14 protein-coding genes are annotated in these 14,201 nt (G+C 65.4%); 11 read left to right on the top strand and 3 right to left on the bottom strand.

Annotated features, from left to right (window positions below; genetic code table 11):
* Window positions 1–49: 49 nt before the first annotated feature.
* Window positions 50–760 (top strand): GntR family transcriptional regulator, encoded by a 711-nt coding sequence (locus AC3WVS_RS00615; RefSeq protein WP_492316918.1) that lies wholly within the window; start codon window positions 50–52, stop codon window positions 758–760.
* A gap of 270 nt (window positions 761–1,030) precedes the next feature.
* On the top strand, window positions 1,031–1,285 hold the full coding sequence (locus AC3WVS_RS00620; protein ID WP_492316919.1) for a hypothetical protein: 255 nt from the start codon (window positions 1,031–1,033) through the stop codon (window positions 1,283–1,285).
* Window positions 1,286–1,335: 50 nt separating this feature from the next.
* On the opposite strand, the gene AC3WVS_RS00625 is transcribed toward AC3WVS_RS00620, so the two are convergent.
* From AC3WVS_RS00625 to AC3WVS_RS00635, 3 genes are all read right to left on the bottom strand, one after another.
* The gene (locus AC3WVS_RS00625) at window positions 1,336–1,860 is read right to left on the bottom strand and encodes a host attachment protein (RefSeq protein WP_492316920.1); all 525 of its coding nucleotides are present in this window, start codon (window positions 1,858–1,860) and stop codon (window positions 1,336–1,338) included.
* Window positions 1,861–2,049: 189 nt separating this feature from the next.
* Complete coding sequence (locus AC3WVS_RS00630) at window positions 2,050–3,618, bottom strand: sulfatase-like hydrolase/transferase (RefSeq protein WP_492316921.1); 1,569 nt, start codon at window positions 3,616–3,618, stop codon at window positions 2,050–2,052.
* Window positions 3,619–3,635: 17 nt separating this feature from the next.
* On the bottom strand, window positions 3,636–4,613 hold the full coding sequence (locus AC3WVS_RS00635) for a Bug family tripartite tricarboxylate transporter substrate binding protein (protein ID WP_492316922.1): 978 nt from the start codon (window positions 4,611–4,613) through the stop codon (window positions 3,636–3,638).
* Window positions 4,614–4,708: 95 nt separating this feature from the next.
* On the opposite strand from AC3WVS_RS00635, the gene AC3WVS_RS00640 reads away from it, so the two are divergent.
* The 9 genes from AC3WVS_RS00640 (at window position 4,709) to AC3WVS_RS00680 (ending at window position 14,192) form a co-directional block, all read left to right on the top strand.
* Window positions 4,709–5,251, top strand: a complete 543-nt coding sequence (locus AC3WVS_RS00640; protein ID WP_492316923.1) for a MarR family winged helix-turn-helix transcriptional regulator — start codon at window positions 4,709–4,711, stop codon at window positions 5,249–5,251.
* Window positions 5,252–6,327: 1,076 nt separating this feature from the next.
* Window positions 6,328–7,413 (top strand): thiolase family protein, encoded by a 1,086-nt coding sequence (locus AC3WVS_RS00645; protein ID WP_492316924.1) that lies wholly within the window; start codon window positions 6,328–6,330, stop codon window positions 7,411–7,413.
* Window positions 7,414–7,425: 12 nt separating this feature from the next.
* A complete protein-coding gene (locus AC3WVS_RS00650; RefSeq protein ID WP_492316925.1) occupies window positions 7,426–7,839 on the top strand; it encodes a Zn-ribbon domain-containing OB-fold protein in 414 nt (137 codons plus the stop codon).
* Between the two features lie 101 nt (window positions 7,840–7,940).
* The gene (locus AC3WVS_RS00655) at window positions 7,941–8,729 is read left to right on the top strand and encodes a crotonase/enoyl-CoA hydratase family protein (protein WP_492316926.1); all 789 of its coding nucleotides are present in this window, start codon (window positions 7,941–7,943) and stop codon (window positions 8,727–8,729) included.
* A gap of 50 nt (window positions 8,730–8,779) precedes the next feature.
* On the top strand, window positions 8,780–9,487 hold the full coding sequence (locus tag AC3WVS_RS00660; protein ID WP_492316927.1) for a CoA transferase: 708 nt from the start codon (window positions 8,780–8,782) through the stop codon (window positions 9,485–9,487).
* Window positions 9,488–9,513: 26 nt separating this feature from the next.
* Window positions 9,514–10,692 carry a CaiB/BaiF CoA transferase family protein gene (locus tag AC3WVS_RS00665; RefSeq protein ID WP_492316928.1) on the top strand — a complete coding sequence of 393 codons (1,179 nt, stop codon included), beginning with the start codon at window positions 9,514–9,516 and terminating at the stop codon, window positions 10,690–10,692.
* 72 nt (window positions 10,693–10,764) lie between these two features.
* A complete protein-coding gene (locus tag AC3WVS_RS00670) occupies window positions 10,765–11,733 on the top strand; it encodes a Bug family tripartite tricarboxylate transporter substrate binding protein (protein WP_492316929.1) in 969 nt (322 codons plus the stop codon).
* A gap of 59 nt (window positions 11,734–11,792) precedes the next feature.
* Window positions 11,793–12,983 carry a CaiB/BaiF CoA transferase family protein gene (locus AC3WVS_RS00675; RefSeq protein ID WP_492316930.1) on the top strand — a complete coding sequence of 397 codons (1,191 nt, stop codon included), beginning with the start codon at window positions 11,793–11,795 and terminating at the stop codon, window positions 12,981–12,983.
* Window positions 12,984–13,010: 27 nt separating this feature from the next.
* A complete protein-coding gene (locus AC3WVS_RS00680) occupies window positions 13,011–14,192 on the top strand; it encodes a thiolase family protein (protein WP_492316931.1) in 1,182 nt (393 codons plus the stop codon).
* Window positions 14,193–14,201 lie beyond the last annotated feature (9 nt).

Consider the following 14,201-nt stretch of genomic DNA (forward strand, 5'->3'; position numbering starts at 1 on the left):
GTATAATCCGTTCCACCCAGCATTCGGAGCCGCCCAGGGCGGAACACACGTGGCGCTGCCCAGGTTCAAAGAGATAGAAAACGAGATTCGCCAGCGGATTGCCAGCAACACATGGGCGCCCGGCGCCAAGCTGCCTTCCGAGGCCGAGCTGGTGACGGAATTCGCGGTCAGCCGGATCACCGTGCGCCAGGCCCTGTCCGGGCTGCACAACGCCGGCCTGATCGAGAAGGTCAACGGCAAGGGCAGCTTCGTGACCCGCCCCTCGGACACGCCCAGCCTAGGCGCGCTGACCGGCTTCTATGAAACCGGACGCGCCCGTGGCCAGCTTGCCTACGGCAAGCTGGTGTCGGTACGGCTGGTGCGGGCGCCGGCCCATGTGGCGGCGGCGCTGCGTCTGCAGCCTGGCGAGAAGGTGCTGAGCGTGGCTACCGTGCGGTACTGGGACGACGCGGCCGTGGCGCATTTCACCCTGATGGGTCCTGAGCCGCTGATGCGCCGCCTGGTGCAGGAGGACCTGGAAACCAACGATGCCATGGCGCTGTTTGAGAGCCGGCTGGGATACCGGTTCAAGGAAGTGGCGATGGAAGCCACCGCCGTCGCCGCGCCCGCGGACGTGGCGCGCCGGCTCGGTGTTGGCGTGGGCGATCCGCTGTTGCGCCTGCGCAGCACGCCGCATGACATCGAGGACACACCGTTGTTGTGCGGCGAACTGCTGTTCCGTCCGGACCGCTATGCCTATAAGTGGACACTGACGCGATAGCGCGGATGTCTGCCATCTTCAGTCGAAACTGAACTGCGCCGGCGTGGTAACTTTTACCCGCGGCGCGCACTTCTTACTGCGGCCGGGCCGCAGTCATGTCCTTTCCTGCATTGCCGGGTGCCGCGTGGTCAACGGACTCGCGCCGATCGTCACATGGCGCCGCTGGTACGTCAGTTGCGTCTTCCGCAGCAGAGCTGCGTTCCAGCGCGCTCGCCGGCAGCCTGCGCCGTGCAGCTAGGCTTGCCGCCAACCTGCTAGATGGAGGACGACATGAAAACAACCCTACGCATCGGCACAGCCCTGCTCGCACTTGGCATCCTGGCGGGTTGCACCGCCACCGGCAGCACCACCGGCTCCGGCTCGCTGTCCGGCTCCGGTTCGGTCACCGAACAGAGCCGCAGCCGCAGCACCACCCCTGGCACAAGCACTTCTACCGGCACGTCCGGCGCCACCAGCACTACCAGCCCGAGCGGCACCTCGAGCGGCAGCAGCGGTGCAGCCAGCGGCTCGGGCACTGCCCGCTGACGCCGGCGCACAGCCGCCGGTGGCCTGGCACCGGCGGCTGCGCGGCTTCGCTATCGGTCCCGGCCGGTAACGACGCGCGCGTCGCGGCGCGCGGGAACGATGTCTTCGTCCGCGAGCCGTTGTTGCAGGTCGTTGTTGGGCACGTGGGTGAAGTCCTTGCCAATTTCCTTCGTGATGACGTCGGTGACCCCGGCGGGAAGGGCTTTGCGCAGCAGGCCGAGAAAACGCGGCGCGGCAATCAGCGCCAGTGAGTCAAAGCGCTGCTTGTTGCGCGCATCGGCAAGGTAGTCCGCCACGCGGCGGGCAAACAACTGCGCTTCCTGGTGCAGTTCATCTTCCCCGGCCGAGGAGGTGACCGTGGAAGGTCCGACCTGGTGGGCACCGGGGTGGCCGACGTCTCCCTGCGCGGAAGCGTGGCCACGCCGGCCATAGGCGTCGCGGCGCAGGTCGGCGCGGTCGGCATGCGCGGCCGCGTCGGTGATCTCCTCGACCACTTCGAGCGGTGCGCTATCGGCGTGCGAGGCAAAGATGCGGGCGAGGGATTCGTCCGCCACAAGGATCCAGATGTTCTTCATGATCGCTCCGGTTGCGGGCCCGAACACGGGGCCTCATGCCCTCGATGCAAGGGGTACGCCATCGGGGCAGGGGCACAAGGCGGGGCCGCAGATGGCGCCGGGCCAAGCATCAGATGCCGCAAGGGCCATGCCGTTGCAGTATCGACAGGGATGCTGTGCAACTTTTTCAGGCCCCGGCATGCCGATCTGTCACCATACGCCAAAGAACACGCCGGCCTGCTTGTACACATTGGTCTTGGCCGCCACCTCTTCGTTGGTTACCGTCACGCGCGGCTTGAGCGTGCAGAACCATTCCAGCAACCGCAACCGCATGGCGCTGCGCACGGCTTCGTGGCCGGGGTCGCTGCCCAGGTCGAAATACTCCTGCGGATCGTTCTGCAGGTCGAACAGCTGTGGCCGGAACCCTTGCCAGTGCACGTATTTCCAGCGCGCGTCACGCACCATCCAGGCGCGGCACTCGCCGGGGTGGCGGCCCAGCGCAACGCGAGCGCCGCGATAGGCGTAGTCCAGCTCGGATATGACGAAATCGCGCCAGCTGCCGGCATCGGCGCGCTCGCCCGCGCGCGTCAGGTCCAGCAACGAGCGGCCCTCGATGCGGTGGTCGGCCGGCGGCAGGCCCAGTGCGTCCAGCACCGTCGGCACCACGTCGACCGCGCTGACCATGCTGGCCTGCGCGGTGCCGCGCGTGGCATCCGCTGCCGGCGAGGGATCGTAGACGATCAGCGGGATGTTCTGCACGGTGTCGTAGAACTGCTCCTTCTCGCCCAGCCAGTGGTCGCCCAGGAAATCGCCGTGGTCGGCGGTGAAGACGATCAGCGTGTCCTGCCAGCGGCCCAGGCGTTCGAGCTGTTCCCAGAGCTGGCCGAGCCGGTCGTCGATCTGCTGGATCAGGCCCTGGTAGGCGGGGCGCACCGTGTCCGAGACTTCCTGGCGCATGAAGTTGGCGCATTCTTCCTGCGTGCGGTAGGCCGACAGCACCGGGTGCGGGTCTTCCAGCTCGGCGTCGTGGCGCTGCAGCGGCAGGCAGTTATCGAGCGAATACGCGGCGTGGTAGGGCGCGGGCGCCAGGTAGGGCCAGTGCGGCTTGACCAGCGACAGGTGCAGCACCCACGGATCGTCGCCGCGCGTGGCGATGTACCGCATCGCCTGGTCGACCGTGTACGCGGTCTCGGAGTGCGGCTCGGCCACGCGCGCGGGCAGGCCGGCGTTGCGCATGTGCCAGCCGGAGACGATCTCGCCGCGTTCGTTCTCGGCGCTGATCACGTAGTCGGTCCACGGATCCGCGCTGTCGTAGCCTTGCTGGCGCAGCCAGTCGGCGTAGGCGCTGTGCGGCTCGGCGTGGTGGCCGTCATGGCGGTCGACTTCGGTGAAGTGGCCGCTGCGCAGCAGCGTTTCCAGCTCGGTGCCGCCATCCAGGTGGAGCCGCTTCAGGTTGGCGTTGTCGGGCATCACATGGGTCTTGCCCGCCAGCGCCAGCGCGCGGCCGCTGTGCTTCAGGTATTCGCCCAGCGTGACTTCGCCCACCGACAGCGGCACGCGGTTCCAGGTGGCGCCGTGGCTGCTGACATGGCGGCCGGTATAGAAGCTCATGCGGCTGGGGCCGCAGACCCCGGACGCGACGAAGGCGCGGTCGAAGCGAACGCCGCGCGCGGCCAGCGCATCGATATTGCGCGTGCGCAGCGCCGGATGCCCGTAGCAGCCCAGGTGGTCGCGCCGCAGCTGGTCGCACATGATGAAGAGGGTATTGCGGATCGTCATGGTCGGTTTGCCGCGCTTCAGTCGCCGGTATAGCCGGACGCCTTGACCACCGGTGCCCACTTGCCGGCGTCAGCCTTGAGCACGCCGGCAAAGGCGTCGGCCGGGCCGGTTGCGGGTTCCAGCCCCAGCTTGAGGAATTTCTCGCGCACGTCCGGCGACTGCACGGCCTTGACGATGGCGGCGTTGAGCTTGTCGAGCACCGGGCGCGGCGTGCCCGCGGGCGCCAGCAGGCCGTAGCGGCCTTCACCTTCAATGCCCTTGTAGCCAAGCTCGGTGAAGGTCGGCACATCGGGCAGCGCCACCGAGCGCTGCGTGCCGGAAGTCGCCAGCACGCGGATCTTGCCGGCGCGGTGCATTTCGGTCAGGTCGGCAAGGGTATCGACCGAAGCCGGCACCTGGCCGCCGACCAGCGCGCTCATCAGCGGCGCCGAGCCGTTGAAGGGGACGTGCAGCATGTCGATGCCAACCTGCTTGCCGACCATCAGCCCGAAGAAATGCGGGATGCTGCCCAGCGCCGGCGAGGCGTAGGAGTTGTTCTGGGGGCTGGCCTTGAGCCATGCCACATAGTCCTTCAGCGTGCGCGCCGGGCTGCCCGGCCCGGTGGCGAGCGCCAGCTGGAAGTTGGCGGCCTGCGCCACGGGCGTGAAATCGCGCTGGATATCGTAGTTGAGCTTGCGGTAGACCAGCGGCGCAATCGTCATCACCGCCGAGTTGGCCACCACCAGGGTATTGCCGTCGGCCGGCTGCGTACGCGCGTAGTCCATCACCAGCCGCCCGCCGGCGCCGGGCTTGTTCTCGATGACCACGGTCTGGTTCAGGGTCTCGCGCAGCTTGTCGCCGACCAGGCGTGCGGCGAGGTCGACGGTGCCGCCGGCCGGGTAGCCCACCAGGATGCGCAGCGGTCGGTCCGACTGCGCGCTGGCGGGTGCGGACCATGCCGCGGCAACGGCCAGCAGGCACGCGGCGAAGCGGGGAAGTAGGGTGCGAGGGCTCACGATGTCTCCAGTTTGTTGTCCGCCGGCGAGCGGCGTCGATGCAAGCTAACACCCGTCGATATAATTGACAAAGTCAACTAACTGGCAGATGTGGCATGGCACACGACAACAGCGGCACCCGCCTGCAGCGTCCGCAGCGGCTGGCAGATTTCATCAACTACCGGGTCTACCACCTGAACCGCGTCGCGCTGGGCGCCGCGGCGCTGCACCTGCGCGCCAGGGCGGGCGTCACGCGGCGCGAATGGCGCATGATCTCCTTCCTTGGCGAGCAGCCCGGAACCCGGCTGACCGAACTGGCCGAAAGCGCCGGCCTTGACAAGGTGCTGGCCAGCCGCGCCGTCCACGCCCTGGTGGAACGCGGCCTGGTCCGGCGCGAAACGCGCACCCAGGACCGGCGCGCCGCAGCCTTCACGCTGACCGAGCAAGGCGAAGCCGTTTACCGTGCGGCGTTCGCGCAGGCGCGGGATTTCAATACGCGGCTGGCTGCATGCCTGACGGCGGAAGAGGCGCGCGTGCTGTCGCGCTGCCTGGACAAGCTGCAGGCGCAGGCCGGCTCGATGTTGGTTGAGGCACAGGCGTTGCCACAGTCCGAAGGGCCGGAGCCGGCGTGGGATCTGCTGCAGGTCTGGCGGGCCTAAGATGATGCGGCAGGGGCTCACGTGCTGGCCTCGTCCATCCACGTCCAGACAACCAGCGCTTCGTCGGCCGGCAAAAGCCCGAAGCGGATCATCGGCATTCCTTTTTGCCGCAGGATCAAACTGGCCAGCGCCTCAGCGCCCGAGTCTGCCAGACTCCTGATAGGGCGACGGGCCGATGGCTGGCGTGCAAGCGCCCTACAAATCCCGTGCGCAGGGATCTGTTGAACAGCGGCGTGCCGAACAGGGATCCAAACTCCTGCACCCGCTTGGACACCGCAGATTGCAGGCATCACGAAGAAGTGGCCGACAGTGCATGTCCGGATTCAGCAACGTCGGCGAGGGCTCAACGGTGGCGAGGGCAGCGATCTGCCCGGACCCGCTATTGCGGCTCGATGCCTGCGTCACGAATTTTCGCCGTCCATAGTTCCAGCCGAGCCCGTATGAACTCCGTGGCTTGCTGCGGAGGCATATATGCTGGCTTGCTCCCCCAGCGGGCAAAGTGCTCTCTGATGTTGGGCAAAGTCAGGGCATGCTCAATCGCGGCACTTTGCCGCTGGATGATCGCGTGCGGCGTACTGGCCGCCTCGGGCAGCGAGCGGGGGGCGGCAGTGCGAGCGGGGGATGCCGACGTGACACTTGACGGATTCTCACATCACGTCATCTTCAACGTACGGCGCGCGGCGACCTGCCGGCCCAATCCCTTCAATGACTGCCACATGAAGGGGTGGAAGTTGGATGGAAGACACCAGCACAAGAAGGTCTCCCGCTGGATGCCGACGTTTGCCGGCCTGTCGCGGCACCCGGCATCAAATCGTCAGTTTTGACGACGGACAGCCGTGGGGGGCGTCGCTAGACTGCTTCCAGACGTGAGGGCAACGGGATCGCACGGTGACACTGGGTAGCGCGCGAAACATCGGCACTCGCATGCTTCAGCGCCGCGCCGTGTGTGGCCACGCAGTGCTGACCGAACGCGCACATCAAGGATAGGAACGATAGCGATGTCTCTAAGAAATGTTGCGGCGATCACAGGGTATGCGGAATTCAAATCTCAGAAGACCGCGGACGGGCTGACGCCCATGGCATTGACCGCGGAAATCGCGCGCGGGACGGCGCTGGACGCGGGCGTGTCTCCCGGTGAAATCGACGGCCTGCTCGTCACCACGCCGGTGGCTGCATACAGCATGTTCTGGCCGTCTGCCGTGGCCGAGCATCTGGGCCTGAAGCTGAAGTACTTCGATACGGTGGAGCTGGGTGGAGCATCTGCCGCTGGCATGGTGTGGCGCGCGGCCGCGGCGATCCAGGCAGGGCTGTGCGATCGCGTGCTCTGCCTGACCGTCGAAGTGCCGAGTGCAGACCGGAACAACAACCGCAAGGGCATGCTGCGCTCGGAAGCCGTTACCGAATTCGAGATTCCGTTTGGTGCTTCGCCGCCGAATGCCGGCTACGCGATGGTGGCGCGGCGGCACATGCATGAATTCGGCACGAAGCCGGAGCAGCTGGCAAAGATCGCCGTGGATCAGCGCACCAGTGCCTTGTCGAATCCGCTTGCGCTCTTCAATCAGAGCGCGCTCACGATCGATGATGTGCTGAACTCAAAAGTAATCTTCGACCCGCTGCACCTGCTGGAGATCGTTTCGCCTTGCGTGGGCGGTTCCGCGGTTCTGGTAACGCGGCAGTCCCTGGCGAACCGAGGGCCGAATCCGCCAGTCAGGCTATTGGGCGCAGGCGAGGCGGGGTCCCATCTTTCGATCACCCATCGCCAGGACATCACCACATCCTGGTCGAAGCAGTCCGCCGAAGCGGCCTTCGCCATGGCTGGCGTTTCTCCGGCACGCGTCGATGTTGCCCAGCTCTATGACTGCTACACGATCGCGGTCCTGATGGCGATCGAGGACCTTGGCTTCTGCCCCAAGGGACACGGCGGGCCCTTTGTAGCGGAGCGTGGCCTCACATTTGCGGGCGATTTCCCGTGCAACACCAACGGCGGCCAACTGTCCTTCGGACAGGCAGGCGCCGCAGGCGGCATGACCCACGTCGTGGAGGGCGTGCGGCAGCTGATGGGGCGCGCCGAGGCCCGGCAGGTCAAAGGGGCGACGGTCGGCGTGGTCCACGGCAATGGTGGCGTCATGTCAGACGAAGTCACGCTCGTCCTCGCAAACTGAAAAGGAAGACCCATGGCAGCCAATGAATATCGCAAGCCGCTACCGATCCCGCAGCCGCATACCCGTGCGTTCTGGCAGGCAGCCAGGCAGAACGAACTCAAGATCCAGAAGTGCAGGCATTGCGGCCATGTCCAGCACTACCCGCGTGCCACGTGCACGGCGTGCTGGGGTGCCGAACTGGATTGGCACACCTGTACCGGCAGGGGGGCCGTCTATTCGTACACCATCGCCTATCGGTCGACCACGCCGGAGTTCGTGAACGACGATCCGTACATCGTCGCCATTGTCGAGCTCGAGGAGGGCGTGCGCATGACCACGAATATCGTGGACTGCCCATTGGACGCGATTGGTATCGACATGCCAGTCCAGGTTGTGTTCGATCACGTTACCGAGGACATCGCATTGCCGAAATTCAGGCCGGCTTAGTGTGCCCAGGGTGCCTGGTGACTCCAGGCATCCACTGGCGAACACAAGTTCCAATGTCACCCGGCTCGGCTGAGGGACAACTCATCGCTCACGGAAGGATCATGGATAACACTGAAAAGCGCAGCTATTTCCGTACGGAAGTCATTGAAGATCATGTGCTGGTCATTACCATCGACAGGCCGGAAGCGCGCAATGCATTCAACCTCGCCATGGCTCTCCAGCTGGAGGCGATCGTGGACCGGTTTGACGAAGACGATGACTTGTGGGTGGCTGTCCTGCGGGGGGAGGGCACGACCTTCTGCGCAGGCCACGACTTGAGGGCCGCGGCAATCGGCGAGATTGCCCGTGCACCGAAGCGCGGCGGCTTTGGCATGATGACGCGCCCGCCTCTGAAGCCCGTGATCGCGGCGATCGAAGGCCATGCCTACGCGGGCGGCCTGGAGCTTGCCCTGTCCTGCGACATGATCGTCGCCTCGGACGATACCCGGTTCGCCTTGACCGAGGTGAAGCGCGGCCTGGTTGCCACAGGCGGGGGATGCTTCCGCCTGCGCCAGCGGATTCCGTATCACCTGGCCATGGAGATGATCCTGACCGGAGAGCCACGCAGCGCGGCCGAAATGCATGCGCATGGCCTGCTGGCGAAGGTCACCGCGCCAGGCAAGACGTTCGAAGCGGCGCTCGAACTGGCGCGCAAGGTAATGGTCAACGCGCCGATCGCTGTGCGCGCGTCCAAGGAAATCGTGTCGCGCTCGCAGGCGGAAGGCTGGACCGAGGAGGAGAGTTGGTCGAAGCAGCGAGGACCGGCGGGCCGCAACGCGGAGTCTGAGGACAAGCGGGAAGGTCTTGCCGCGTTTGCCGAGAAGCGCAGCCCGGTGTGGAAGAACCGCTAGCCACGCACCATCGATCGAACATGAGAGCTAACCCAGCAAAGGTGAACGGCATGTTGCACGGCGTTGCTCCATCCGGGAGCTCCGCGCACGGCGGACCGCTTGCCGGCATCCGCGTGCTTGAACTCGCCCGGGATGCTGCGGTGTCGTCCTGTGCCCGGATACTGTCGCACCTTGGCGCCGAAGTCTTGCAGCTCGTGCCGCCGACTTCCACGCCTGCCGCTTCCGCGGCGGCAGGCGAGGGGGCGAACTTGCGCGGATCGTCGTCAGGACAGCCGCATTCGCTGGCGATCGACTTTGCCGGGCCGGCAGGATGTGAACTCGTTCTCCAGCTCGCCAAGGAGTGCGATGTGTTTCTCGGCAGCCTCGACGCCGGGCAGATGGCGCGTTGCGGCCTGGGCTATGACGCGGTGTGGCAAGTCAATCGCCGCATCATCTATCTCCTGCAGTCGGAGTGCGGGCAGGATCAGGACCCTGTACACGCAGGGTCATGCGAGCGCGGGCTCCGTGGTGCGATCGCCGTGCTCGGCGCCCTGCGCCATCGCGAGGTGCAGGGCGGTCCCGGGCAAGCCATCGACCTTGCGCTGGTGGACTTCGACCCTGCTGCCCGATCGCTACTGCCAGGCAAGCCCTCGCTCGCGGCCGGCCGCGCCGACGCGCCGCAGGCACCGCCCGGGCAGCTTGCGCGCCACATCCTTTCCGACTGGCTCAGCCTGTCAAAAGAGCAGCTCACATGCCTGGTGAACGACGGCGTGATCTGATCGTCTTGCCCAAGGAGCATTTGACTATGAAGAAAGAAAACGGCCCCATGCTGGAGGGGATTCGCGTCGTCGACATGTCGACCGTGATCTTCGGGCCCTATTGCACGCAGATTCTGGCCGACATGGGCGCGGACGTTATCAAGGTCGAGCCGGCCGAAGGGGACTCGATGCGCCATACCAGCCGCGTCGTCGAGACGCCTGGCATGAGCGGCACGCATATGACGATCAATCGCGGGAAGCGCTCCGTCACGTGGGACCTGCGCAGTGATTCAGGCCGGGAGGCAATGCGCCGGCTATTGGCGTCGAGTGACATCTTCGTCCACAACGTGCGTGCCGACGGTATCGCCCGGCTTGGCCTTGACTATGACGCCGTGCGCCAGATTCGGCCTGACATCATTTATGTCCACTGCGTCGGCTTTGGCATGTCGGGACCCTATGCATCGATGCCAGCCTACGACGACGTCATCCAGGCCGCCTCCGGCATGGCTTCGCTCTTGCCCAGGGTGGATGGGGACCCCAATCCCCGCTATTTTCCGATGATCGTCGCGGACAAGGTGTCCGGCCTGCACGGCGCCTACGCCACGCTTGCAGCGCTGGTCCACAAGCTTCGCACCGGCGAAGGCCAGCATGTGGAGGTGCCGATGCTGGAAGCCCTCACGAGCTTCACGCTGCTGGAGCACCTGGGCGAGCGCACTTTCGTACCGCCGCTCGGCAATATGCTGTCTCCCCGGGTCATGAATCCGAAGCGCAAGCCTGCGCGAACCAAGGATGGCTACATCGGCATCACGCCTTATTCCGATGAGCGCTGGGTTGCCCTGTTCCACGCCATCGGCAGGAGCGGCGTGCTGGAGGACCCCCGGCTCAACTCGAAGGCGCAGCGAACCAGGCACCTTGACGTCATGTACGAACTGCTTGCGGAGGTTACCCCTGAGCGGACCACGGATGAGTGGCTAGCCTTCCTCAAGCAGGCTGGCATTCCGGCCATGCGTGTCAATGATGTGGAAGACCTGTTCGACGATCCACACCTGAAGGCAGTCGGCTTCTTCCAGGACCGGCATCATCCCAGCGAAGGCAAGTACGTCGAGGTACAGCCACCCGTCAAGTTCTCCGCCAGGCCGGAGCCAAGGATTGGACCCGCACCTCGCCTAGGGCAGCACAGCGATGACCTGCTGGCCGAGCTCGGCATGACCGGGCGCAAGGCTTAGACCGCTCAGGTCTTGCGGTACCTGGTCCACAGAATCTTCACGTGGCACAAGACAATGGATGGAGACAAGGAAATGAGAAAGCATCGCCTGGCCGGCGCCATGCTGGGTATTGCGCTCGTACTATGCGGCGCAAGGAATGTGGGCGCTGCGTATCCGGACAAGCCGATCCGGCTGATTGTGTCCTTCCCCGCCGGCAGCGGACCGGACCGGCAGGCGCGATATGCCGCGATGAAACTGCAGGAACGGAACGGGCAGGCGGTCGTCGTCGAGAACCGGCCGGGGGGCAACGGCATCATTGCCGCACAGGCGGTGGTGCATGCGCCGGCGGATGGGTACACCGTCTTCTTTACCAGCAACTCGCCCGTGGCGACCAATGTCGCCATGTTCAATGCCTTGCCCTATGACCCCATCAAAGACCTTGCACCGGTTGCCAGGCTGACGAAGTCGGTGATGACGGTCGTGGTCCCAGGCGGGTCGCCTTTCCGTACCGTGGCGGATCTGGTGGCGCGGGCAAAGGCCGCTCCCGGCAAGCTGAACTACGGTAGCGGTAGTCCGCTGTACCAGCTCGCGACGGAGAAGTTCCTGGTTGCAGCGGGGGTTTCCGCGGCGCACGTGCCGTACAAGGGTGCGGTGCAGGCGCTCAGTGACCTGGCTGGCGGGCAGATCGACTTTGCATTCGCCGACTACTCCATCGTCCGGCCTCATGTCCAGTCCGGAAAGCTACGCATCCTGGCGGTGACAGGCGACAAGCGGCTTTCCATGGAGCCTTCGGTGCCCACCATGCAGGAAAGTGGCTATCGCGACTTCGTCTTTGCAACGTGGATGGCCGCCTATGTTCCAGCAAAGACGCCGCCGGACATTGTCAAGAAGCTCAGCGAGGATCTGCTCGCCATCTATGCGCTCCCGGAGTCCGCCCGGTTCTCCAGGCAGATGGATGGGGACATCTTCCTTGCCGGACCGGCAGAGCTGCGCCGCTTTCAGTTGGCCGAGATCGAGCAGGCGAGCAGGATTGTCAAGGCGGCGGGCATTCCTAAACAGTAAGAGGACATCGGATGTGTGCGATGGCTGGTAGCGGCAGTCAAGGGAATCAAGGAGGGGACATGTCTGGGGATGGCGTACTGAATGGAATCCGGGTCCTCGATTTCGGCAGATACGTCGCGGCGCCGTATTGCGCGGCCCTGCTGGCCGAGTTTGGTGCCGAGGTCATTCGCATCGAGAAGCCGGGCGGCAGCGAAGACCGGTACCTGATGCCGGTGGCGCCCACAGGGGATGGTGCCCTGTTCATGCAGATGAACCGCAACAAGCTGTCCATGACGCTGGATCCCGCAACCCGGGAGGGCAGGCGGGTGGTCAATCGCCTGGTGGCGTCGGCGGATGTCGTGGTGGTGAATCTGCCGGCCTACACGCTGGAGAAAATGGGGCTGGACTACCCTTCGCTCGCCGCGATCAATCCGCGCATCATTCTCACGCATGTGTCGGCCTTCGGCTCGCAGGGGCCCCTGCGCGATCACCTTGGCTTTGATGGCGTGGCGCAGGCCATGTCGGGTGGTGTCTTTCTCAGCGGCCCGCCCGGCTCGCCGCAGAAATCGCAGATTGTCTGGGCCGATTTTGGCACCGCTCTGCACTGTGCTTACGGGACGCTGGCTGCCTTGCTTGCCAGAATGAAGACGGGGAAAGGTCAGGTCGTCGAAGCTTCGCTATTCGCCACGGCGGCGATGTTCGGCAGCGGACTGATTGCCGAGCAGGCCCTGACCGGAATCAACCGGACGCCGGTGGGGAACCGGAGTTTCGTGGCCGCGCCGTCCGATCTGTATCGGACGCGCGACGGCTGGATCACGTGTGCCGTGGTGGGCCAGCCGCTCTTCAAGCGATGGGCCAGGCTGACCGGAAACACCGCGTGGCTGGACGACGATCGCTTTGCCAGCGATACCGCGCGCGGCGAGAACGGCCACTTGATATCGGAGCGCATGCAGCAGTGGTGTGAGACGTTGTCGAGCGAGGCAGCATTGGCTCTTCTTGCCGAGGCGAAGATCCCCGCGGGCCCGGTGTTGAGGCCGGCGGAGGTGGTCGACCATCCTCAGGCCGTTGCGACGGCTCTTTTCCAGCCTGTTGCCTATCCGGGCATCGATCGAGCTGTGCCGATTGCGCGTGCGCCCGTGTTCCTGTCGGAGACGCCCGGCGAGATCCGGGTCCGTCCGCCGCGCCTTGGCGAACACACCGCCCGGATTCTTTCCAGCCTTGGATACACCGATGCGGCAATCCGGAGCCTGGAAGACACCGGAATTATTTGAAACAAGGCAGGATTTGCAGAGGAAACTATGAGAACGGAAGCTGTCATTGTGGACGCGGTTCGCTCGCCCATGGCCCGAGGGAAGGCCGGCGGGGCGTTTGCCACCCTCCATCCCGTGGAGATGCTGGCGCAGGTGCTTCAGGGACTGGTGCACCGGAACGATCTTGACCCGGCGCTGGTTGACGATGTGCTGATCGGTTGCGTCAGCCAGGTTGCGGAGCAATCCGCCTTGCCCGGCCGGAACGCGTGGCTGGCTGCCGGCTTTCCGGAGCATGTGCCGGCGGCGATGATCGACCGCCGCTGCGGATCGAGTCAGCAGGCGGTGCATTTCGCCGCGCAGGGGATCATGGCCGGCGCCTATGACATCGTGATCGCCGGCGGTGTCGAGTCGATGAGCCGCGTCCCGATGGGAAGCTCGCGTGGCGGTGCTGATGGGGACGGACCATCCGTCCGCGCCCGCTATGCGCCGGGCCTGGTGGGCCAGGGCATTTCCGCGGAGCTGGTGACACGGAAATGGGGGCTCAGCAGGCAGGAACTGGACGAGTACTCGGCGAGGTCGCATCGTCGCGCCGCCAGGGTGCGGGACAGCGGCGGGTTCGCGGCCGAGATCCTGCCGATCCATACCGACGAGGGCATCGTCACGGAGGATCAGACCATCCGAGCGGAAACGACGGTTGCAGGTCTTGCCCAGCTCAAGCCCTCCTTCCGCTCGGAAGCCTATATCGAGCGTTTTCCGGAGATCGAATGGAGCATCACGCCGGGAAACTCTTCCCAGATCACCGACGGCGCTTCCGCGGTCCTGGTCATGAGCGAAGCGATGGCACGGAAGCTGGGTCTGAGGCCCAGGGCCCGCTTCGTGTCCTTCGACGTGCGCGGCGATGATCCCCTGCTGATGCTGACCGCCCCGATCACGGCGACACGGCGGGCGCTGCAGAAGGCTGGCCTCGATGTCGGCGACATCGATCACTTTGAGGTCAACGAGGCTTTCGCCCCGGTTCCTCTTGCCTGGCAGCGGGAGTTCAAGGTGGATCCGGAGCGGTTGAACCCGTGCGGCGGCGCCATCGCGCTCGGCCATCCGCTCGGCGCCTCCGGAGCCCGTCTCATGACCACAATGCTGCATGCGCTGGAGCGCAGCGGCGGCCGATACGGACTGCAGACGATGTGTGAAGCCGGCGGCATGGCCAACGCCACCGTCATCGAAAGACTGTAGTCAGGACAA

It is taken from the genome of Cupriavidus sp. CPT47-8839-RL05A (assembly GCF_058792255.1).